The 19527-nt window shown below is 69.9% G+C and carries 22 protein-coding genes, 1 tRNA gene and 4 pseudogenes; 11 read left to right on the top strand and 16 right to left on the bottom strand.

Translation table 11 applies throughout. The features are described from left to right. Window positions 1–86 precede the first annotated feature (86 nt). The gene (locus tag L1066_RS04500) at window positions 87–602 is read left to right on the top strand and encodes a hypothetical protein (protein ID WP_235735174.1); all 516 of its coding nucleotides are present in this window, start codon (window positions 87–89) and stop codon (window positions 600–602) included. A gap of 27 nt (window positions 603–629) precedes the next feature. Here the strand turns inward: L1066_RS04500 and L1066_RS04505 are convergent, their stop codons facing one another. Next, entirely contained in the window at window positions 630–2771 is a 2142-nt protein-coding gene (locus L1066_RS04505) for a vWA domain-containing protein (RefSeq protein ID WP_235735175.1), read from the bottom strand. Then, a pseudogene (locus L1066_RS04510) lies at window positions 2768–4179 on the bottom strand (magnesium chelatase). The gene L1066_RS04505 and the pseudogene L1066_RS04510 overlap by 4 nt, the downstream one beginning before the upstream one ends. 52 nt (window positions 4180–4231) lie before the next feature. Here L1066_RS04510 and L1066_RS04515 point away from each other — a divergent pair. After that, window positions 4232–4621, top strand: a complete 390-nt coding sequence (locus tag L1066_RS04515; protein WP_235735176.1) for a YchJ family protein — start codon at window positions 4232–4234, stop codon at window positions 4619–4621. A 70-nt stretch (window positions 4622–4691) separates the two neighbouring features. Here the strand turns inward: L1066_RS04515 and L1066_RS04520 are convergent, their stop codons facing one another. The 4 genes from L1066_RS04520 to L1066_RS04535 all read right to left on the bottom strand — a co-directional run bounded on the left by L1066_RS04520 (window position 4692) and on the right by L1066_RS04535 (window position 8167). Further along, window positions 4692–5321 (bottom strand): YigZ family protein, encoded by a 630-nt coding sequence (locus tag L1066_RS04520; RefSeq protein ID WP_235735177.1) that lies wholly within the window; start codon window positions 5319–5321, stop codon window positions 4692–4694. A gap of 1 nt (window position 5322) precedes the next feature. After that, complete coding sequence (locus L1066_RS04525) at window positions 5323–5778, bottom strand: acyl-CoA thioesterase (protein WP_235735178.1); 456 nt, start codon at window positions 5776–5778, stop codon at window positions 5323–5325. A gap of 87 nt (window positions 5779–5865) precedes the next feature. After that, on the bottom strand, window positions 5866–6513 hold the full coding sequence (locus L1066_RS04530; RefSeq protein ID WP_235735179.1) for a hypothetical protein: 648 nt from the start codon (window positions 6511–6513) through the stop codon (window positions 5866–5868). A gap of 229 nt (window positions 6514–6742) precedes the next feature. Continuing rightward, window positions 6743–8167: a cystathionine beta-synthase gene (locus tag L1066_RS04535; protein WP_235735180.1), complete on the bottom strand. Its 1425-nt coding sequence runs from the start codon at window positions 8165–8167 to the stop codon at window positions 6743–6745. Window positions 8168–8347: 180 nt separating this feature from the next. Between L1066_RS04535 and L1066_RS04540 the strand changes: the two genes are divergently transcribed. Genes L1066_RS04540 through L1066_RS04565 form a run of 6 tightly spaced genes read left to right on the top strand, consistent with a single transcriptional unit; the run spans window position 8348 to window position 13429 of the window. Then, window positions 8348–9415: an SGNH/GDSL hydrolase family protein gene (locus L1066_RS04540; protein WP_235735181.1), complete on the top strand. Its 1068-nt coding sequence runs from the start codon at window positions 8348–8350 to the stop codon at window positions 9413–9415. Window positions 9416–9424: 9 nt separating this feature from the next. Beyond that, the gene (locus tag L1066_RS04545) at window positions 9425–10180 is read left to right on the top strand and encodes an ABC transporter ATP-binding protein (RefSeq protein WP_235735182.1); all 756 of its coding nucleotides are present in this window, start codon (window positions 9425–9427) and stop codon (window positions 10178–10180) included. Then, window positions 10177–11082, top strand: a complete 906-nt coding sequence (locus tag L1066_RS04550) for an ABC transporter permease (protein ID WP_235735183.1) — start codon at window positions 10177–10179, stop codon at window positions 11080–11082. Before L1066_RS04545 ends, L1066_RS04550 begins: the two co-directional genes overlap by 4 nt. A gap of 51 nt (window positions 11083–11133) precedes the next feature. Beyond that, window positions 11134–11529 (top strand): FtsX-like permease family protein, encoded by a 396-nt coding sequence (locus tag L1066_RS04555; RefSeq protein WP_235735184.1) that lies wholly within the window; start codon window positions 11134–11136, stop codon window positions 11527–11529. 14 nt (window positions 11530–11543) lie between these two features. Next, complete coding sequence (locus tag L1066_RS04560; protein ID WP_235735185.1) at window positions 11544–12785, top strand: sensor histidine kinase; 1242 nt, start codon at window positions 11544–11546, stop codon at window positions 12783–12785. After that, on the top strand, window positions 12752–13429 hold the full coding sequence (locus tag L1066_RS04565; protein ID WP_446499893.1) for a LuxR C-terminal-related transcriptional regulator: 678 nt from the start codon (window positions 12752–12754) through the stop codon (window positions 13427–13429). The genes L1066_RS04560 and L1066_RS04565 overlap by 34 nt, the downstream gene beginning before the upstream one ends. 89 nt (window positions 13430–13518) lie before the next feature. Here the strand turns inward: L1066_RS04565 and L1066_RS04570 are convergent, their stop codons facing one another. Further along, window positions 13519–14337 carry a Bax inhibitor-1/YccA family protein gene (locus tag L1066_RS04570; protein WP_235735186.1) on the bottom strand — a complete coding sequence of 273 codons (819 nt, stop codon included), beginning with the start codon at window positions 14335–14337 and terminating at the stop codon, window positions 13519–13521. A gap of 258 nt (window positions 14338–14595) precedes the next feature. Between L1066_RS04570 and L1066_RS28385 the strand changes: the two are divergent. From L1066_RS28385 to L1066_RS04585, 3 genes and pseudogenes are all read left to right on the top strand, one after another. Next, a pseudogene (locus tag L1066_RS28385) lies at window positions 14596–14766 on the top strand (LysR family transcriptional regulator); the annotation flags it as partial. A gap of 29 nt (window positions 14767–14795) precedes the next feature. Continuing rightward, the gene (locus L1066_RS04580) at window positions 14796–15005 is read left to right on the top strand and encodes a hypothetical protein (protein WP_235735187.1); all 210 of its coding nucleotides are present in this window, start codon (window positions 14796–14798) and stop codon (window positions 15003–15005) included. Next, on the top strand, window positions 14999–15397 hold the full coding sequence (locus L1066_RS04585) for a type 2 periplasmic-binding domain-containing protein (protein WP_235735188.1): 399 nt from the start codon (window positions 14999–15001) through the stop codon (window positions 15395–15397). Before L1066_RS04580 ends, L1066_RS04585 begins: the two co-directional genes overlap by 7 nt. A gap of 21 nt (window positions 15398–15418) precedes the next feature. On the opposite strand, the gene L1066_RS04590 is transcribed toward L1066_RS04585, so the two are convergent. The 9 genes and pseudogenes from L1066_RS04590 to L1066_RS28390 all read right to left on the bottom strand — a co-directional run. Continuing rightward, window positions 15419–15494, bottom strand: a tRNA-Leu gene (locus L1066_RS04590). Between the two features lie 14 nt (window positions 15495–15508). Further along, window positions 15509–16069: a peptide deformylase gene (gene def, locus L1066_RS04595; protein WP_235735189.1), complete on the bottom strand. Its 561-nt coding sequence runs from the start codon at window positions 16067–16069 to the stop codon at window positions 15509–15511. Next, complete coding sequence (locus L1066_RS04600; RefSeq protein ID WP_235735190.1) at window positions 16066–16584, bottom strand: glycine cleavage system transcriptional repressor; 519 nt, start codon at window positions 16582–16584, stop codon at window positions 16066–16068. The genes def and L1066_RS04600 overlap by 4 nt, the downstream gene beginning before the upstream one ends. Before the next feature lie 9 nt (window positions 16585–16593). Then, a complete protein-coding gene (locus L1066_RS04605; RefSeq protein WP_235735191.1) occupies window positions 16594–17454 on the bottom strand; it encodes a uracil-DNA glycosylase in 861 nt (286 codons plus the stop codon). Between the two features lie 26 nt (window positions 17455–17480). Continuing rightward, complete coding sequence (locus tag L1066_RS26420) at window positions 17481–18020, bottom strand: Ppx/GppA phosphatase family protein (protein WP_312007022.1); 540 nt, start codon at window positions 18018–18020, stop codon at window positions 17481–17483. Continuing rightward, window positions 17966–18298, bottom strand: coding sequence for a Ppx/GppA phosphatase family protein (locus L1066_RS26425; RefSeq protein ID WP_283095284.1), 333 nt, complete (start codon window positions 18296–18298; stop codon window positions 17966–17968). Before L1066_RS26425 ends, L1066_RS26420 begins: the two co-directional genes overlap by 55 nt. 113 nt (window positions 18299–18411) lie before the next feature. Beyond that, a pseudogene (locus L1066_RS04615) lies at window positions 18412–18916 on the bottom strand (DUF501 domain-containing protein). 52 nt (window positions 18917–18968) lie between these two features. Further along, window positions 18969–19130 carry a hypothetical protein gene (locus tag L1066_RS04620; RefSeq protein WP_235735192.1) on the bottom strand — a complete coding sequence of 54 codons (162 nt, stop codon included), beginning with the start codon at window positions 19128–19130 and terminating at the stop codon, window positions 18969–18971. Window positions 19131–19185: 55 nt separating this feature from the next. Further along, window positions 19186–19335 (bottom strand): annotated as a pseudogene (locus tag L1066_RS28390) (septum formation initiator family protein); the annotation flags it as partial. Window positions 19336–19527 lie beyond the last annotated feature (192 nt).

Consider the following 19527-nt stretch of genomic DNA (forward strand, 5'->3'; position numbering starts at 1 on the left):
CTCCGGGTGGGCAAGGTCTCGACGGACTCGACCAGCGAGGTGGGTGGCCGGGCCACGGTCCTGTTCGCACGGGCTAGCCTCAGGTCATGCGCAGGATTTCCCCCAGCATCGTTGTCGCACTCGTGCTGGTGATCGTCGGCATCGCCCTCGCCGGCTTCGGCATGTCCCGGTCGGTCGGCGGCTACGACTGGGCCGACGACACCGCGGTGCCCACCGACGGTCAGCCGCACGAGGTGCGCACGGACAACGGGTCGGTCTGGGTCTGGTCCCTCGATGCCTACACAGCCCCGACGTGCACGGCAACCGACGTCGACGGAGCGCCACTCCAGATGCGCGAGCTGAAGACCGGGGCGACTCGTCCGGGCAAGATCGGCGACTACGTCCCGCTCGTCCAGTTCAACAGCTACGACGACCCGGCCCTGCTCACCTGTGACCCGCCGGACGGCGGCAGCGAGGTCACCGTCCACGCCGAGCCTGCACCCAAGGTCGTGGCCCTGGCCAGCGTCGACCCGTGGGTCGTCCGCGGTGCCCTCATCGGGCTGCTCGGCCTCGCGGTCCTCCTCGTCGGCGCACTCGTACGACGTGCCACCCGAGCCGCCTGAACCCGTCCGTCACGCCGGCGATCCGGGTCACTCGTCGACCCAGAACCCCCGATTGCCGAACCAGCCACCGAAGCCCCGGTCCTGGCCGCGCCCCTGCTTGGGCACCGAGCCCCCGTCGCTCGCTCCCCGCTTCGCATCCCGGGCACCGAGATAGGAGCCGACGACCTCCACCCCGAGGTCCTCGAGCTCCGGTGCCGTCACGGTGCCGTCGACCCGCTTGGCCAAGGAGTCGACGAAGCGTGCCAGGCCGGGGTCGTCACCAAGTCGGAAGATCGACGTGTGCGCCCCCAACCGACGCGAGTTCTCGAGCTCCTGCACCGTGCTCGCCAGTGTGACGGGATGCGGCGGGTAGGAGAACCAGACCTCCCCGTCCGGTGCCAGGTGTGCCGTCGGCTCACCGTCGGTGACGATCAACAGCACCGGTTGGGCGTTGGGATGCTTGCGGAAGTGCCGGTTGGCGAGCAGCAACCCGTGGTGGAGGTTGGTGCCCTTCGACCACATCGCATCCAGCGCGGTGAGTTCCTCGATCTCCATCACCTCGGCGTAGCGGCCGAAGGAGATCAGTTGCAGGTGATCGCCGCGGAAGCGGGTGCGGATCAACTGGTGCAGGGCGAGCGCGGTCTTCTTCATCGGCACCCAGCGACCGTCCATCGCCATGGAGAACGACGTGTCCACCAACAGCGCGACCGCTGCTTGGGTGCGTGATTCGGTCTCGACCACCTCGACATCGTCGATGGTGAGGCGTACGCGGGGACGGAGGGTCTCGACAGGCTCGACCACCGACGAACGCGGCTCGACCACCGACGAACGCGGCTCGACCACCGGTCCGGCACCGGCCTCACGCACCACCGCATTGAGCACACTGCGGGTGACGTCCCAGGGCTCGGTGTCGCCGTACGCCCACTGCCGGGTGGCGCCGGAGAACTCTCCACCAGCGCCGGCACGCTGCACGTCACGGCTGCCGCGACGCCCGGAGATCTTCTCGGCGACGTCACGCAACAACGCCTTGCCCAGTTGGCGCATCGCCTTCGGCGAGAGCCGGAACTGACCGTCGGAGCCGCGCTTGAGGTAGCCGGACTCCCGCAGCGCCTTTTCCAGCTCCGCGAGCTTGCGGGCATCGACCGCCGCCTGGTCACCGAGCTGGCGCGAGAGTTTGTCGAGGTCGACGTCGTCCATGCGCGCGCCGGCGTAGGACTGCTGCAGCTGCTCCGACAGCTCATCGAGCTCGGCCAGGTCCTGCAACGCACCGGTCCCGTCGCCGAGACCCATCCCCTCCTCGCCCGTGAACTCCTCGGAGCCGCCCCAGTTCAGATCGGGGCGCGCCGACTGCAGGTTGCCGTCGAGCCGGTCGAGCTGCTGGGCGAGCTCCGGTGACCCGAAGGCCTGCGCGGACAGCTCCATGAGCTCCTGACGCTGCTCCGGCGTCATCGAGTTGAGCATCCGCTGAGCGGCTGCCGAGCGCTGCGCGAGGGTGTCCAGCAGCTCGTCGAGGTCCTCGGGATTCTCGGGAAAGAAGTCGCCGTGCTTGTCCATGAACTCGGCGAAGTCCTGGGCGGTGTCCTCGCCCCGGTTGCGCTTCTCCAGCAGATCGTTGAGGTCGGAGAGCATCTCGTTGATGCGCGCCTTGTCCTCCTCGGTGGCCCCCTCCATCGCCTGCTTCATGCCCTGGAAGCGCTGGTCGAGGATCTCCCGCCCGAGCAGGTCCTTGATCTTCTCGTAGTCCTCGCGGGCCTGGCGAGACTTCCAGTCATAGCTCGACAGCTCGGAGACGGCCGCGGCCGTGGAGCTCGGCAGGTTCTCCAGCTGCATCTCGGCGAACGCCCGGTCGGTGTCGTCCAGGTCGACGTCGCGGGCCAGCTGCTTGCGCTCCTCCAGCACCGCCCGGTCGAGCAGCTCGCGCACCTCCTGCATCGTGCCGTCGAGATTGTGCCGCTGCAGGATCTCCCGTCGCTTCTCCGCCACCCGGCGGGCGAGGTCCTCCAGCCCCTCGCGCTCCTGGCTGCCCCGGCGCAGGAACTCCCGCATCGCCCGCTCCGGGCTGTAACCGGCCATCACGTCCTCGCCGATCGCGTCCAAAGCCTCGGCCAGGTCGACCGGAGGCGCGAGCGGATCCGGCCCGTCGACGTAGGTGCCGTAGCGGGCGCGGTGGCGGTCGGGTCGGCGGGTCACGAGTAGACGGTCTCTCCCGTGTCGGCGAGCTCCTTGGAGATCTTGCGGGCGAGGAAGAGTCCCTCCAGCGCGAGCTCGATCGCGCTGGCCCGCTCCCCGGCGTACGTGCGGAGAGCCGGTCGGCGACCAGATCGTAGATGTCTGCCTCCCCACGCTCGGTGGGCGGCAGGTCCGGCAGCGCCGCAAGTACGTCGGCACTCGAGACCTGCTCGCCGGTCGTGACCGAGGCACCCGCGTCGATCGCGTCGATGAGCGTCGCGAAGTCGATGCCGCGCAGGTGGGTACGGACCGTCTCAGCGGTGGCGGTGCGGAGCAGGTGCTCGAGGATCTGCGTCTCGCGCCCCTCCTCGCCCGACTCGAACTCGATCTTGCCCCCGAGCACGTCGACCGCGGTCGCCAGGTCGACGACCCGCGCCACGGCCTCGTCCTCCCCGAGCACGGTGGCCCGGTGCAGGGCGGCCGCCGCGATCGTCTCGGCACCGGCGATGGCGAAACGGGCTGAGACACCGGAGCGCTGGTCGACCGACTGCGACTCGCGCAGGTTGCGGGTGAACCGGGCGAGGACCTCCACCAGGAAGTCGGGCACCTCGGCCGCCAGATCGGCCTCCTGCCGGATCACCGCGACCTCCGCCTCGAGCTCGAGGGGGTAGTGGGTGCGGATCTCGGCACCGAAGCGGTCCTTGAGCGGGGTGATGATGCGTCCGCGGTTGGTGTAGTCCTCGGGGTTGGCCGACGCCACGACGAGCAGGTCGAGGTCGAGCCGCAGCACGTAGCCACGGATCTGGATATCGCGCTCCTCCATCACGTTGAGCATGGCGACCTGGATGCGCTCGGCGAGGTCGGGCAGCTCGTTGATCGCGACGATGCCGCGGTGGGAGCGCGGGATGAGACCGAAGTGGATCGTGTCGGGGTCGCCCAGGCTACGACCCTCGGCCACCTTCATCGGGTCGACGTCACCGATGAGGTCGGCGACCGACGTGTCAGGCGTGGCCAGCTTCTCGGCATAGCGCTCGCTGCGGTGGCGCCACGTGACCGGCAGGTCGTCACCGAGCTCCTGGGCCCGGCGCAGCGACGCCGGAGTGACCGGTTGGAAGGGGTGCTCGCCGAGCTCGGAGCCCTCGATGACCGGGGTCCACTCGTCGAGCAGCCCGACCAGGGTGCGCAGCAGTCGGGTCTTGCCCTGACCCCGCTCGCCGAGCAGGACCACGTCGTGGCCGGCGATGAGGGCGCGCTCGAGCTGTGGGATCACCGTCGACTCGAAGCCGTGCAGGCCCGGCCACGGATCACGCCCCTCGGCCAGTGCGGCCAGCAGGTTGGCGCGCAGCTCGGCGCGCAGGGTGCGGAACTCATGTCCGGAGGCGCGCAGGGCGCCGACAGTCGTGGGTGCGGGGCGTTCGGTGGGGATCACGAGACACACGCTAGCCCCGTCGTCACAACCGGGGCGTCGTAATCTCGCCTGTGTGCATGCCTTCTCGACTCCGTGCCCGTGTGGACACGACGCCACGCTCGATTCCTGCTGCGGTCGGTTGCTGCGTGGCGAGTCGCTCGCCACGACTGCCGAGGAGCTGATGCGTTCGCGCTACACGGCCAATGCGGTCGGGGATGCCGACCACCTCTTCCGTACCTGGCACCCGCGCACCCGGCCCGACGACGTACGCCCGGACCCGACGCTGCACTGGATCGGCCTGCAGGTCCTCGCCACGGCCGCCGGCGGCAGCGACGACGACACCGGTGTGGTGGAGTTCGAGGCGTCGTGGGAGCAGGACGGCAGCCATGGCCTCCTTCGCGAACGCAGCACCTTCGCCCGCCGCGCCGGCCGCTGGCTGTACGTCGACGGCGAGGTCAGCTGACTCCTCCAACGAGTGTGAGTCCGGTGCATTTCTTCGGCCCCAGATCTGCACGGAATTCACACTGGATCGCTCACACCGAGACGTCGACCCACCGTGAGCCGATGTACGTCGTGTGGCCGGCGCCGGTGGTGAGCTCGGCGACGAGTTCAGGCCATCGCTCGACCTGGTGCGCGCCGAGTGCGACGTGGAGCGTGACGACAGCGGTGTAGTCGGCGCCGAGCACGGTGATGCCGCGACTGCGCAGGTCGGTCTCGACCCGCCCCGCCTCGGCATGGCCCACCTCGAGGTCGTGCAGGGTGAGCAGGTCTCGCCGCAGCGTGCCGACCTCCTCGAGACCCACGCGTACGGCGTCACCGTAGGCGCGCACCAGTCCACCGGCTCCGAGCAGCACACCACCGAACCACCGGGTGACCACGGCGACGGCGTCACTCACCTGGTGACCACGGAGCACCTCGAGCATCGGTGCACCTGCCGTCCCCGCGGGCTCTCCGTCGTCGGAGGAGCGCTGCAGGTCTGCGCCGGGCCCGATGACGAAGGCGGAGCAGTGGTGACGGGCGTCCCAGTGCTCCTTGCGCAACCGCTCCACCACGGCTCGCGCGTCGGCCTCCTCCTCGACCCGCACGAGGGTGCAGCGGAACCGGCTCCGCTTCACCTCGATCTCGGCCTCGCCGTCGCGGGCGAGGGTGAGGTAGCTGGACACGTCAGGCCGGGCGGTCTCGCAGCTCGACGGCGGGGCCGACGTACTCCTGCAGGTCGGCACGGACCTCGTCGCTGAACGGCCACGACGAGTCGGTTTCGCTGGAGAAGAGCACCACGACGGTCTCGCCCACCACGGCGGGGGCGTGGGAGCCGGAGTCGGGCAGTCGCAACTCCGACTGGACGGTGAAGGAGGAACGGCCGACGTGGCCGATCCATTGGGTGACGGTGAAACTCTGGAAAGCTGCGAACCGCATCTCGGAGCGGAAGTCGACGCGTTCCGAGGCCACGAGATCGCGCATGCCCCGCGGGAGACGGTGGAGCAGGCCCAGCCCGCTACCGGGGATGCCGAGGAACCGCAGTCGCGCCTCCCCGATCACCCGGATCGCCTCGACGTTGTCGACATGGCCGCCGGCGTTGATGTCCCGCATCCGGGCCTGGATCTCGATGCTGCTCGTCATTCCCACGTCGCGCATCCTGCCACGCCCCGGACGCACCGCAGGCCGGCACCCGTGACGGGTGCCGGCCTGCGGTGACGAGGTGGAGCGTCAGCCGATCTTGGACGCGGTCAGCGTCGCCTTGTCGACCTCGATCTGACCGCTGCCCTGGCTACCCTGGGTGGAGGTGTAGCCGTGCGCGACGAGACCGATCGTGGTCTTCTTCTCCAGCGTGAGCACGGTGGTGCCGCTCACGGAGATGTGACGGTTGATCACCTCCGGCAGGAGCGCGTTCGGGCTGATGTCGCCGTCCTGCTGCCACTGGAAGCCGGGGGCCTCGCCGCTCTCCACCTGCAGCGAGAGCTGCGGGTAGACGTCGGCGCCGAGCGCGCCGGCCCGGTTGAAGAACGAGCCGTCCACGGTCACCAAGTAGGTGCCCTTGGCGAGGGTCAGCGTCGTGTCGAGGTCGGTGTTGTTGTCGTTGATCGGGCCACCGATCTTCTCGATGAGGGTCCCCTCCTCGAGCTGGGCGACCTGCACGTCGACGCTCGACTTGGCGCTGGTGTTGACCTTGTCGAGCAGGCCCGACGCCAGGTCCCTCGGCTTCACGGTGCCGTCCTTGATGTGCTTGGACTTGATGGCGTCCTGCTTGATGCCCTTCGAGCCGATGACCTTGTCGGCAACGGCGCCGGTGGTGCCGAGACCGACGACGGCGATGGCGCCTGCGGCGGCAATGGCGATGCTCTTGCGGATCTGCACGGGTTTCCCCCTGGGTGACATGGCCATGGACCTGCGCACACTCCCCGCTGGGTGCGCGTCCCGATCCAGGCGAGCACCACCATGGCCAACCCGTCATGGTCTCGCAGCGAATTCGTTGAACCCGGGACGAGTCCGGACCAAAAGGGTGGTCGCCACCTCCCAGACGGGTGGTTCCAACAACAGGGACCTTGGTCCCGATCGCGACATTCCTCCGAGGACCGACCAGCCCTCAGCCGACCGCGAGCTGGGAGAGCAGGTCCTGCCGGGTGATCACCCCGACCGGCTTCCCGTCCTCCTGCACCAGCAGTGCGTCAGCGGCCTGGAGTGCTTCGACTGCCGCCGAGGCGGGCTCGGTGGACCCGATCGTGGGCAGCGGCGGCGACATGTGCTGCTCGACGGAATCGGTGAGCTTCGCCGCGCCGGTGAACAACGCGTCGAGCAGGGTGCGCTCGGAGACGGAGCCGGCCACCTCGGCCGCCACGATCGGCGGCTCCGCACGGACGACGGGCATCTGCGAGACGCCGTACTCCTGCAGGATGTGGACCGCCTCGGCGATCGTCTCGGCCGGGTGGGTGTGCACGAGGTCGGGCAGTTGGCCCGACTTGCCACGCAGCACGTCGCCGACGGTCCGCTCGGTGTCACTCGGCGCGCCCGTCGGGAAACCGTAGGTGGAGAGCCACTCGTCGTTGAAGACCTTCGTCAGGTAGCCGCGTCCCGAGTCCGGCAGCAGGACCACGATCACGGCATCCTTGCCCTCAGGGGTGCCCTCCAACTCGCCCGCCAGCTGGGCGGCGGCGAAGGCCGCCATGCCGGCCGAACCGCCCACCAGCAGCGCCTCCTCTCGTGCGAGCCGGCGGGTGAAGGCGAAGGAGTCGGCGTCGGAGACCTCGATGATGCGGTCAGCGATGCCACGGTCGTAGGTGTCGGGCCAGAAGTCCTCACCCACGCCCTCGACGAGGTAGGGACGGCCGGAGCCACCCGAATAGACGGAGCCAGCGGGGTCGGCGCCCACGATCCGTACGTCGCGTCCGGCCAGCGCGGCCTGCTCCTTGAGATAGCGGCCGATGCCGCTGATGGTGCCGCCGGTGCCGACTCCCGCGACGAAGTGGGTGATTCGGCCATCGGTCTGGCGCCAGATCTCCGGACCGGTGGTCTCGTAGTGGGACCGCGGATTGTGGGGGTTGGAGTACTGGTCGGGCTTCCAGGCACCCGGTTGGGACGCGAGACGGTCCGAGACGTTGTAGTAGGAGTCCGGATGCTCCGGCGCCACGGCGGTCGGGCACACGACGACCTCGGCGCCGTAGGCCTTGAGCACGTTGCGCTTGTCCTCACTGACCTTGTCGGGGCACACGAAGATGCACTTGTAGCCCTTCTGCTGGGCCACCATGGCCAGGCCGACCCCCGTGTTGCCCGAGGTCGGCTCCACGATCGTGCCGCCCGGCTGCAGCTCGCCGCTCGCTTCGGCCGCCTCGATCATGCGGGTCGCGATGCGGTCCTTCACCGAGCCGCCGGGGTTCATGTACTCGACCTTCGCCAACACAAGGGGACCGTTCCCCTCACCTCGTTCGTCACCGGACTCGAGGTCCAAGGTCCGCTGCAACCGCACCAGCGGGGTGTTGCCGATCAGGTCGAGGAGTGAGTTCACGTAGTCCACGTCGGTCAGGCTACCCAGCCGCAGCGCAAAGTGCGCCCGCACGACGGTTCTGCTCCCACTGTTCGGAGCCGCACCCCACGACCTCGCCACCGGGAGCACCCTCAGGACTCGTCGTCCCCACCGCGGCGGACCGCGCGACCGGGGTCCGGGCGCCTTGGCTCCACCACTAGGGTGGCCCCTGTGGGGAAGGCAGCAGCAGCTCGGAAACTGGCGGCCGCCGCCGCATTCGGCGGTGGCGGGCTGACCGCTGCTGGCGGGGGCCTCTACGGCCTGCTCCGGCTCGAAGCGGCCATGGCCCGCAAGCGCATCGGCAACGCGACCGGCACGCCCCCGGACGCCACCGGTTGGTATGGCCGCAACCGCCCGGGCCCGGCGATCAAGGTCGCCCTCATCGGCGACTCGAGCGCTGCCGGCTACGGAGTCGACGGCGTGATCGAGACGCCCGGGGCCGTGCTTGCCTCCGGCCTGAGTGAACGTGCCGACCGACGGGTCTACCTGCGCTCGTTCGCCGTCGTCGGCGCGCGCAGCAGTGATCTTGCGGCTCAGGTCGAAGCAGCACTGCCGATCGAACCCGAGGTCGCAGTGATCCTCATCGGCGCCAATGACGTCACCCACCGAGTGCCACCCAAGTCATCGGTCCGGCTGCTCTCCGAAGCCGTCAACCGACTCCGCTCCGCCGACATCCAGGTCATCGTCGGCACCTGTCCCGACCTCGGCACCATCAAGCCGATCCAACCGCCGCTGAAGCAGGTGGCCCGCTCGTGGTCGCGACGCCTCGCGGCCGCCCAGGCGATCGCCGTCGTCGAAGCCGACGGGCGCACCGTGTCACTGAGCTCGATCCTCGGCCCCGAGTTCGCGGCCGACACCGCGGCCTTCTTCGGACCCGACCAGTTCCATCCGTCCGCAGAGGGATACGCCTCCATGGCGTCGGTGCTGCTTCCGTCCGTCCTCGCCGCGCTCGACCTGATCCCCGAGGAGCAGATCCTGCCCGAGACGCGCCGGGGCGAAGGCGTGCTGCCGATCGCACGGGCCGCCGTACAGGCAGCGAAGACGCCCGGCACCGAGCTGGGCGGCACCGAGGTCGGCGGATCCCGTCGCGGAGTACGCGGCCTCTGGGTCGCGCTGCGTCACCGCCAGCAGGGTCCCCGCCCCGACACCCAGGCCCCGGAGAGCGACGAGTCAGGTAGGGAAATCCCCACTGCAGATCAGCGGTCTGACTCCATGGATGGCAGGCCCGCGCGTTCCTAGCGTTGAGGCATGACTTCGACACCCGCCCTGCAGGTCCACCAACTCACCCACACGTACGGAGACGGGGCCCGTGCGATCCGTGTCCTGAACGGCATCGACCTCAGCGTCGAGACCGGCAGCTTCGTCGCCGTGATGGGTCCCTCCGGATCCGGGAAGTCGACCCTCCTCAACTGCGCCGCCGGCCTCGAAGCACCGACCAGCGGCCGGGTGGTGATCGCCGGAGAGGACGTCACGGACTGGTCCGAGACCCGGCGCACCGTCTTCCGACGCACCGAGATCGGTGTCGTCTTCCAGAGCTTCCACCTGATGCCCTACCTCACCGCTGAGGAGAACGTCGCGCTCCCCCGACGGCTCTCCGGTGGCCGGGTGGACCGGAAGCGGGTCCGTGAGTTGCTCGCCCGCGTCGGCCTGGCCGACAGGACCCGCCACCTGCCCGGTGAACTGTCCGGCGGCCAACAACAACGGGTCGCCATCGCTCGGGCCCTGCTCAACGAGCCCGCGATCGTCCTCGCCGACGAGCCGACCGGTGCCCTCGACTCCACCAGCGCCCGTGAGGTCCTGTCGCTCCTGCGCAACAGCGTCGACGACCTCGGCCAGACCGTGCTGATGGTCACCCATGACCCGGTCGCGGCTGCCCACGCCGATGCCGTCATCTTCCTCGTCGACGGGACGGTGGCCGGTCGGATGGCGCACCCGACGGCCGATGCCGTCGCCAGCCAACTGGCACACCTCGACGACCTCGTGGCCTCGGCGGTGGCGCGATGATCTCGCTGGCCGTCCGGTCGCTGCGCCACCGCGCGACCGCCTTCACCGCAACCTTCGTCTCCATCTTCCTCGCCACCGCCTTGATCGGCTCGTTCGCCACGGTCTTCGAGACCTCCCGAGGTCCGATGTCGGCGGTGGACCGCGACACCTTGTCGACGATGGGCCTGGTCGTCGGCGCGTGGGGCACTGCCATCGCCCTGTTCTCCCTCGCCTCCACCCTGGCGATCACCGTCCGCCAGCGTGACGTCGAGATCGCCACGCTCCGCACCCTCGGCAGCACGCCACGGCAGGCACGCCGAATGATCCGAGTGGAGACGCTGCTGGTCGCCGTCGTCGGATCTGCGCTGGGAGCGGTGGTGGCCTGGTTCTGCGGGCCATGCGCTCCTGGCCCTGGTCCGTGGGGGCGGCCTGGTCGCCGACACCGTCACCTACGACGCCGGGGTCGCCTCGGTCGGCGCCACCGCGCTGGCCGTCGTCGTCACCAGCCTCGCGGCCGCCACCATCGCCTCGCGTCGCGCCACCAACGGCCCGGCGCGTCTGGGCCTCACCAGCGGCCCCTCCGGCTCCGGCCGGATGCGGTGGTGGCGGGTGCTCGGTGCCCTGCTCCTGATCGGGGTACGGCGTCACGATGGCGGTCGTCACGATCACCGTGGAGTGCGAACTCCGAGGACCCGATGGCCGCGATGGCGACCTCTGGATCCAGTTGCATCCTGGTGGGCCTCGGACTGGCGCTGCTCGCCCCCACCCTGCTGCGCTGGAGCTCTGCCCTGACCGGCCCGTTGGTCGGCCGGCTGGGCTCCCCGGCCACCTTGCTGCCCACAACACTGCCCGGCGCTCGCATCTGCTCGCCGGTGTCCTCGCTCCGGTCATCGTCTTCACCTCCGCCAGTGTCGGCGTCCTGATGCTGGTCAGCATCGACGCTCGCACTCGACGAGGCGATTCCCGAGGGCGACATGCTCGCCCTGCTCAACAACGTGGTCGTGGGCATGATCTCGCTCTTCGCCGCGATCATGGTGATCAATGCCTTCGCCGCCGTGATCTCCCACCGCCGCAGCGAACTCGCCCGCTTGCAGCTGCTCGGAGCGACCGGCCGTCAGGTCCGTCGCTCGGTGCTCACCGAGGCGGCAGTCGTGGCAGCAGTCGGCGTGTTCCTCGGACTGGTCGCGGCCTCCGCCACCGTGCTGCCGTTCGCGATCGCCCGCGACGAGGGCATCGTCCCGAACGGCACCTTGTGGCTCCCGCCCGTCCTTGCAGGCGCTGCCGTCATTCTGACCGTCGTCTCGGCACATGCGGCGGTGCGGCGAGCGACGACCGGATCGCCGTTGCAGTCGGCCGACGCCTCACGATGACACAATTCCTCACGATGCCCACGAACCTCGCCTGGATCGGACCGACTCCGGTGGACCGCACCGGACTGGTCGAGCGCCTGCGCCTGACCGGCATCGCCGCCGCCCAGGCACTGCTGCTCGCGCCGGCACTGGCGCTGGGCATCCTCGGCATCATCATCTGGCCGCTGACGCTGGTGCTGGTCGGCATCCCGCTCGCCCTCGTCGTGGTGCCGCTGACGCAGCTCCTGACCAATGTCAGCCGCCGTGTGGCCGCGAACCTGCTCGGCGAACCGGTCGACGCCGACTACGCCGCCACGACCGGCAAGGGAGTCGTCGGCCGGTTGACGACCTGGGTGCGCGACCCCGCTCGCTGGCGCGACTTCGCCCATCTGTGGTTCTCCGCCACCGGTGGCTTCGTGCTCTGCGCCCTCCCGGCACTGGCACTGGCTGCGCCCGTCGTCTACGTCGTCGGGGCGATCGTGGACTTCAGCGGATGGTGGTTGTTCCTGCTCTTCCTGTCCGGTCCGATCCTGACGGCGTGGTGGTTCATCACGCCACCACTGGCGCGGGCTCGGGCCCTCGCCGACCGGAGCCTCCTCGGCCATCGCCGCGTCGAGGAGCTGGAACGGCGAGTCTCGGAGGTCGCCGAATCCCGCTCCGAGGCCCTCGACCACTCGGCAGCCGAGGTGCGTCGCATCGAACGCGATCTCCACGACGGCGCTCAGGCGCGGATCGCTGCGATCGGGATGAACGTCGGCCTGGCGGAGAAGCTGATCGACACCGATCCCGCCACCGCGAGCGAGTTGTTGCGCGAGGTTCGCGAGACCACGCTGTCCGCGCTCGCGGACCTGCGCACCGTCGTGCGCGGGATCCATCCGCCGGTCTTGGCCGACCGCGGCCTGGCCGGCGGGATCGAGGCGCTCGTCATCCAGTTGCCGATCCCGGTCACCTTGGCTCTGGACCTCGAGGACCGGCTGCCCGCGCCCGTGGAGTCCGCCGCCTACTTCGCTGTCGCGGAGTGTGTTGCCAACACGCTCAAGCACGCCGAGGCCACCCGTGCCTGGGTCACCGCGACGCACGATGGTTCCCTGCTACGCGTCCAGGTGGGCGACGACGGTGTCGGCGGGGCCGACCCGGCCGGCGCCGGTGTCGCCGGGGTCGCCAAGCGGTTGGCGGCCTTCGACGGCAAGATGGTCCTGACCAGCCCGCCCGGCGGGCCGACCGTGGTGACCCTGGAGGTGCCGTGCCCGACCCTTCCGACACCACCCGACCGCTGAGGGCAGTGGTCGCCGAGGACCAGGCGCTCCTGCGGACCGGGCTCATCCGCATTCTCGAGGCAACCGGGTTCGAGGTGACCGCAGCGGTGGCGGATGCGGCCACGCTCACCACGGCACTGACCGCGCCCGACCTCGACATCGCCGTGGTCGACATCCGGATGCCACCCACGTTCAGCAACGAGGGACTGGTCGCCGCCATCACCGCTCGCGCCGCCCGCCCGGGCCTGCCGGTGCTCGTGCTGAGCCAGTACGTCGAGCCGCTCTACGCCCGAGAGCTCCTGGCGAGCGGTGAGGGCGCCGTCGGCTATCTCCTCAAGGACCGGGTCTCCGACGTCGACGCCTTCGTGGACGCCGTACGGCGAGTGGCCGGCGGCGGCACGGTGCTCGACCCGGAGGTGGTGGCGGCACTGGTCAGTGGTGCCACACCGCAGGACCGCCTCGCCCGGCTCACCGCCCGCGAGGCCGAGACCCTCGGTCTCATGGCCGAGGGACGCTCCAACCTCGCCATCGCGGCGCGCATGGGGATCTCCGACAAGGCCGTCGACAAACACGTCGGAAACATCCTCCACAAGCTCGACCTGCCCAACGACTCCGATGACAACCGGCGGGTGCTCGCCGTCCTTGCCTGGCTCAACAGCTCCTGATCGGACTGCTCCGACGGTCGGGCCCCAGGTGCACAAAGAAATGCACAGGGGCCCGACCGATCGGCCGGGCCCCCTGGATGCCTGAGGTGTCAGTCCTGGTTGAGGATCGCCAGGATGCGCAGCAGGTTGGTGTAGATCCAGACCAGGCTCACGGTGAGACCGAAGGCGGCCCGCCACGAGTCGGCCTCGGGGAGGCCGGCCGCGACGCCACGCTCGATGAAGTCGAAGTCCATGATGAGCATGAAGATACCGAGGACGAGGCCGACGACGGCGGTCAGCATGCCAAGGGCACCGAAGCCGAAGAGGCCGGTCTGCACACCGAAGAGGCTCAGCACCAGCGAGAGCAGGCCGAGGCCCACCATACCGAACATCGCAGCGACGACACCCTTGCGGAACTTGTCGCCGACGCTGATGTTGAGGAACTTGTAGGCAGCCAAGGTGCCGGCGAAGGCCGCGAACGTGCCAAGCACGGCATTGGTCACGAGGCCCTCAGCGGCAAACATCGCCTCGAAGGCCTTGCTGATGCCGCCGAGCGCGATGCCCTCCGCCGCACAGAAGAGCAGCACCAGAGCCGGGCTGATGACCTTCTTGAAGGAGTTGACCATGGAGAGGATGAACGCTGCTCCGGCACCGACCATGGCGGCCATGTAGACCTGGCTCAGCTTGTCGGAGTCGGTGATCTCCGGAGTGACCATCCACGTCGCGAAGGCGGTCACGATGACGACACCGAGCGAGATCGCGGTCTTCTGGACCACCGAGTCGATGGTCATCGGGCGGTAGTCGTGGAGTCCCGTGGCGCCGGGAGCGCCGACACCCCACTGGGACGGGTCGGTGCCGAGGGTGGCCTGGTGCGCGGACTGGCCGTTGAACCCTTCGGACTTGGCGAACACCGGGTTGTTGCTCTGCATGCTGGTCTCTCCTTGGAGGCCGGGGCGGCGTGGATGGCCTGTTTGGTTCCAGTGTAGGCAACACCTACACAGTGACAACGCGTCGACTCCACCTTTGGTTCCAACGAATGGCGACGGACCGTCGTCTGCCGCCTCATTCTTCAGCAGGTTTATTCGTTAACTCACCTGACTTTGTATAGAATAGTGAGCGGTCGGCGTCCACGCCGACCGTGCTTGACCATGGGTGCCCCACCGGCATCCCCACCAGAGGGAGCGGCGATGCGGATCGAACAGCTGGAACACCTGGCCGCAGTCACCCGCCACGGCTCGTTCCGTCGCGCCAGCGAGCACGTCCACCTCTCGCAGCCCGCGCTGAGCGAATCGGTGCGCAACCTCGAGCGGGAGCTGGGCGTCACCTTGTTGGAGCGGCGTCGCACCGGCACCCGGGTCACGCCGGAGGGGAGCGTCTGCTCGCTCAGGTGCTCGACGTCATCGACGCCGCCCAGCGTCTGCGTCGGGCCGCCGACGTGCCGGGGCCGATCGCTCCTCTGCGCGTGGCCGCCGGGTACGTCGACACCTCAGGTCTCGCCACCGGGGCACTCTTCGCACTGCTCGGCGGGGACCACGAGGGCACTCCCCCGTCGAGGTCGTCGCTGTCGACAACCCCCAGGTCGCCGAGGAGGTGCTGAACGGGTCGGCCGACGTCGGCGTGCTGCTGCGCGTGCTGACCGACCCGTTGCCCGACTGTGTCGAGGTCGACGACCTCTGGACCGGCGGCATCGACGTGCTGATGACGAGCAGCTCCCCGCTCGCCGAGCTGGAGAAGATCGGCCCCACCGACCTGCTCGACGTCGCCGTGGTCTCGGAGCTGCCCCCGAGCCCCGAGCCCGCGGGCGCCGACGTCGTCTGGCGATGCTGTCAGTCCGGCCTCGTGAGCGCCGCTGTACGGGCCCGCGTCGGGGTCGGCCTCGTCCCGGCGCTGCCCCGCGACCTCGGCTCCGACCTGACCACGCGGCCGCTGGCCGACGGCCCCATGCTCGCACTCTCCCTCGTGCGTTCGGAGTCGCACCAGCGCAGTTGAGCGGCGCGGCCGGCGTACGCGTGGTGCCCCCGGTGGGGGTCGAACCCACACTGAGTCGCTTTTAAGGCGATTTCCTCTGCCGTTGGGATACGGGGGCCTTGGGGCCCGAGGCTACAGATAGGTCTTGCGAGGGTGGATCGCGTGCGCCCCGGCCACCCGGTCGAGGAAGAGGAACCCGTCGCAGTGGTCGATCTCGTGCTGCAACGCGCGTGCCTCGAAGGCGTTGGCACGCACCTCGACGACCTCGCCGGTGCCCGGCAACTGGCCGCGGACGAGCACCCGGGTTGCCCGCTTCACGTCACCGGTGAAGTCGGGGACGCTCATGCAACCCTCGCGCGCCTTCTCATTGCGGGACGACTCGACGACCTCGGCGTTGCAGAGCACGAAGGTACCGTGGTGATCACGTGTCTTGGGGTGCTCGGAGACGTCGACCGAGAAGACCTTCACACCGCGCCCCACCTGCGGCGCCGCCAGACCGACGCAGCCCGGCGAGACCTGCATGGTGGCGACCAGGTCGGCTGCCAGTTGAACGATCTCGGGGTCGGTCGGGTCGACCTGCTCGCCCAGGGTGGAGAGCACCCGGTCAGGAGCGCGCACGACGTCGAGCACGGTGCCCTCGACGCCGAGCTCGGTCTCGCTCCAGGTGAGCACTCGGTCGTTGACGTCGCTCACAGCTCGTCGGCCTCGACCGGCGAGAGCGTCGCGCCCACGCCGAGACCGTCGGCGGTGGCATCGAGCGCTGCGCGGACGGCGTCCACGTCGACGCCGACGGGCAGCTCCACCTCGGCCACGAGCAGGTAGAGCTCACCGGACAGACGGGTGGTGAGGTCGGTGATGTTGCCGCCGACGGCAGCCACCTGGGCCACGACGGACGAGACGATGCCGGGACGGTCGCCGCCGTGCACGGTCAGGATCCACGACGTGGTCTCGCGGCGGACCTGCTCCTCGTCGGGAAGCTCCCGGACTGCCACGGTCAGGTCGCCACTCACACCCAACGGTGCGAGGGCAGCCTCGATGGCGGCAGTGTCGACCGCGCCCTCACTGATCAGCACCATCGCGAAGCGACCGCGCAGCAACGTCATCGTGGAGTCCTCGAGGTTCAGTCCGAGGGAGCCGAGGATGGCGGTCGACTGGGCGATGATGCCGGGGCGATCGTGGCCCAGGACGGTGATGGCGTGGAGAGTCACCGGGGCAGTCTAAGCCGTGGGTCCGGGACCGGCCGCCAGGTCTCCTGCTCGTCGGAGGACCGCATCGATCATCTCAGGGGTGAGCCGACCGGTGAAGGTGTTGTGCTGGCTGGGGTGGTAGCAGCCGAGCAGGGTCACGCGCTCTGTGCCGAGCGGGCGGGCCAGCGTGATCTCGGCTGCGTGTCCGAAGCGCGGCGACGGCGACGGCACCTCGAAACCAGCGCGGGCGAGCACCCTGAGGGACGCCGCCCAGCCGAAGGCCCCCAGAGCGACCACCGCCTGCACGTGCGGCAGCAGGAGTTCCAGCTCCCGGGCGATCCACGGAGCGCAGGCATCGCGTTCCTGCGGTGTCGGCTTGTTCTGTGGCGGGGCGCAGCGCACCGGGGAGACCAGGCGGACGCCGGTGAGGACCTGGCCGTCTCCGGCATGCCTGCTGGTGGGCAGCGCGGCGAAACCCGTGCGGTACAGGCTGGCGAAGAGCCAGTCCCCCGAGGAGTCACCGGTGAAGTTTCGGCCGGTCCGGTTGGCGCCGTGGGCAGCGGGAGCCAAGCCGATCACCACCACGCCAGGCTCCGGGTCGCCCCAGCCGGGCACCGGACGGCCCCAGTAGGGCTCGTCGCGGAACGAGGCACGCTTCTCGGTCGCCACCTCCTCGCGCCAGGCGACCAGCCGTGGACAGGCGTGACATCGACTCACCCGGGCTCCGAGCTCGGTGAGGTCGCGTGCCCCGGCCGCCTGACGACGTACGCCGGCCGCGGAGCGGGCAACGGGGGTGTCGGGCCGGGCCAGGTCGTCGGGCCAGCCCGTCGCCGCCGGCACCGGCGAGGTGAACGGCTCACCGGTGATCGGGTGGGGCAGCTCCTCGCTCATGTCAGCTCCCACCTCCGTCTGTCGGGTCAGCCTGCCAGCGACCAGGCGATGCCGTCGAGGATGTCGGCCTCGGAGACCACCAGGGTCGACACGTGGGTACGCCGTAGGACCCGGTCGAGCACCAGGGCTCCGGCCCCGATCACGTCGGCCCGGCCGGGGTGCATGTAGGGCAGCGCGAGGCGCTGCTCGACGGTGAGCGCCAGGAACTCCTCCGTCTGGCGGTGCACGGCGTCGCGTCCCAGCACCGACTGGTCGATGGCGTCGCGGTCGTAGCGGTCGAGGTCGAGCACTCCGGCCGCGACGGTGAGGATCGTGCCTGCCACGCCGATGACGGTCGCGGCCTCGGCCGGGTCGACCGGGCAGGCGTCGAGCGCGGCCTCGATGTCGCCGACGGCCGCCGCGAGCTGGCCCTCGGTCGGCGGATCGTCGGACAGGTGGCGCTCGTGGAGTCGCACGGACCCGATGTCCATCGAGAAGGTCCGCCGGGCGCCGGTGGCGACGTCGCCCAGGATCAGTTCGGTCGACCCGCCACCGATGTCGACCACGAGCAGCGGGCCGGGGTGCACGGCAGCCAGGTTGCGCACGGCCGCCGTCGAACCGAGAGCTGGGCCTCCTCGACACCAGCGACCACGTCGGGGCGTACGCCGAGGCGCGCTTCGACGCCGGCTGCGAAGACTTCGCCGTTGCGGGCATCGCGGGCCGCAGAGGTGGCACAGAAACGGACCCTCGTGACCAGATGCTGCGCAATCAGCGCGGCGTACTCGTCGCACGCGGCGAAGGTGCGCTCGAGTGCCTCGGGCGCCAACTCACCCGTGCGGTCGACGCCCTGGCCGAGGCGCACCATCCGGGACTCGCGCACGAGCACCTCGGCGTGCGCCCGTGGCTGCGTCAGAGGTCGGCCACCATCAGCTTGATCGTGTTGGTGCCGCAGTCGACGGCAGCGACGATGGCCACGAGTCAGTCCTGCTCGGTCGCCGCGTGATCGGCCACGCAGCTGCCGGTTGCCCACCACTCCCCCAGCAGGTCGAGCACCTCGTCGCCCAACGGGCTGACGCCGGCCCTGCGCCAGCGACTGGCCGGCGAGCACGTGCAGGCACTTCACCCGATCAGGCATGCCGCCGGCGGAGATACCGGCGATCTCGGGCACGTGGCCGATGGCCTCCCGCGCCTCGAGGTAGGAATCGTGGGCGCCACGGTAGGCAGCTGCCAGCTCTTGGTCCTCTCCCAGGCGAGCCTGCATCTCCTTCATCAACCCGGACGCCTCGAGGGTCCCGATCCTGGAGGCCGCCCGCGGGCAGGTCAGGTAGTAGGTGGTCGGGAACGGGGTTCCGTTCTCCAACCGGGGCCGCGTGGTGACCACGTCGGGGTTCCCGCAGGGGCACCGGTGGCCGATGCCCTCGATGCTACGCGGGGCGCGGCCCAACTGCGCCTCGATTGCGGCTTCGTCGTCAGGGCTGATCACTGCTGGGGCGCCTTCAATCTGTCTGCGGGAGTGGACCTTTTCGATCTCTTCCTCAGATGGGCGGATCACCGGCGAGCAGGACCGACTCCCAGGCAACGTCCCACCACGCTTCTGGCAGCGGCTCCTCGGCGCCGGCCGGCGCGCTCAGGGGCTCGTCGACGTCGAGCGGGCTGCCCTCCCCGTCGAGCACCCGATAGGCCTTCTCGCCCGGCATCACTGAAGCCGAAGCGCTGCCTGGCCTGCTGCTCGGCGTAGGCATCGTCCTTCCAGCGCCGCTTCTCGCGCTCGAGCACCGAGATCTCCTGCTCGCTCTGGGAGATCTGGGCCTGGAGATCGCTGATGTGCTCGCGCTGCTGCAGCCATGCCTTGAGGCTGGAGGCACAGGAGACGGTGAGCACCGCGACCACCACGAAGAGCACGGTGGCGCGGCCGGTGAACCGCGACCGCGACCGCGCTGGCCGCTTGGTCGTCGCCGCGCCCGGGCGCCGAGCCCCACGGGAGGCCGCCGGTCGGCGGCTCCTCGCGGTCCCTGACTCCGGGCGGGGCGACGATCAGCCATCGTCAGGCCCGGCTGAAGCGGCGCACGAAAAACGCGAAAGCGTTTCACGATA

It is taken from the genome of Nocardioides alcanivorans, assembly GCF_021555175.1.
GTDB lineage: Bacteria > Actinomycetota > Actinomycetes > Propionibacteriales > Nocardioidaceae > Nocardioides > Nocardioides alcanivorans.

What these genes read in the sequence shown, in the direction of transcription:
- L1066_RS04500 (WP_235735174.1), top strand. Translation starts at nt 87, where the DNA reads ATGCGCAGGATTTCCCCCAGCATCGTTGTCGCACTCGTGCTGGTGATC.
- L1066_RS04525 (WP_235735178.1), bottom strand. Translation starts at nt 5,778, where the DNA reads ATGACGAGCAGCATCGAGATCCAGGCCCGGATGCGGGACATCAACGCC.
- L1066_RS04545 (WP_235735182.1), top strand. Translation starts at nt 9,425, where the DNA reads ATGACTTCGACACCCGCCCTGCAGGTCCACCAACTCACCCACACGTAC.
- L1066_RS04550 (WP_235735183.1), top strand. Translation starts at nt 10,177, where the DNA reads ATGATCTCGCTGGCCGTCCGGTCGCTGCGCCACCGCGCGACCGCCTTC.
- L1066_RS04555 (WP_235735184.1), top strand. Translation starts at nt 11,134, where the DNA reads ATGCTCGCCCTGCTCAACAACGTGGTCGTGGGCATGATCTCGCTCTTC.
- L1066_RS04560 (WP_235735185.1), top strand. Translation starts at nt 11,544, where the DNA reads ATGCCCACGAACCTCGCCTGGATCGGACCGACTCCGGTGGACCGCACC.
- L1066_RS04570 (WP_235735186.1), bottom strand. Translation starts at nt 14,337, where the DNA reads ATGCAGAGCAACAACCCGGTGTTCGCCAAGTCCGAAGGGTTCAACGGC.
- L1066_RS04605 (WP_235735191.1), bottom strand. Translation starts at nt 17,454, where the DNA reads ATGAGCGAGGAGCTGCCCCACCCGATCACCGGTGAGCCGTTCACCTCG.
- L1066_RS26425 (WP_283095284.1), bottom strand. Translation starts at nt 18,298, where the DNA reads ATGGTGCGCCTCGGCCAGGGCGTCGACCGCACGGGTGAGTTGGCGCCC.
- L1066_RS04620 (WP_235735192.1), bottom strand. Translation starts at nt 19,130, where the DNA reads ATGCCGGGCGAGAAGGCCTATCGGGTGCTCGACGGGGAGGGCAGCCCG.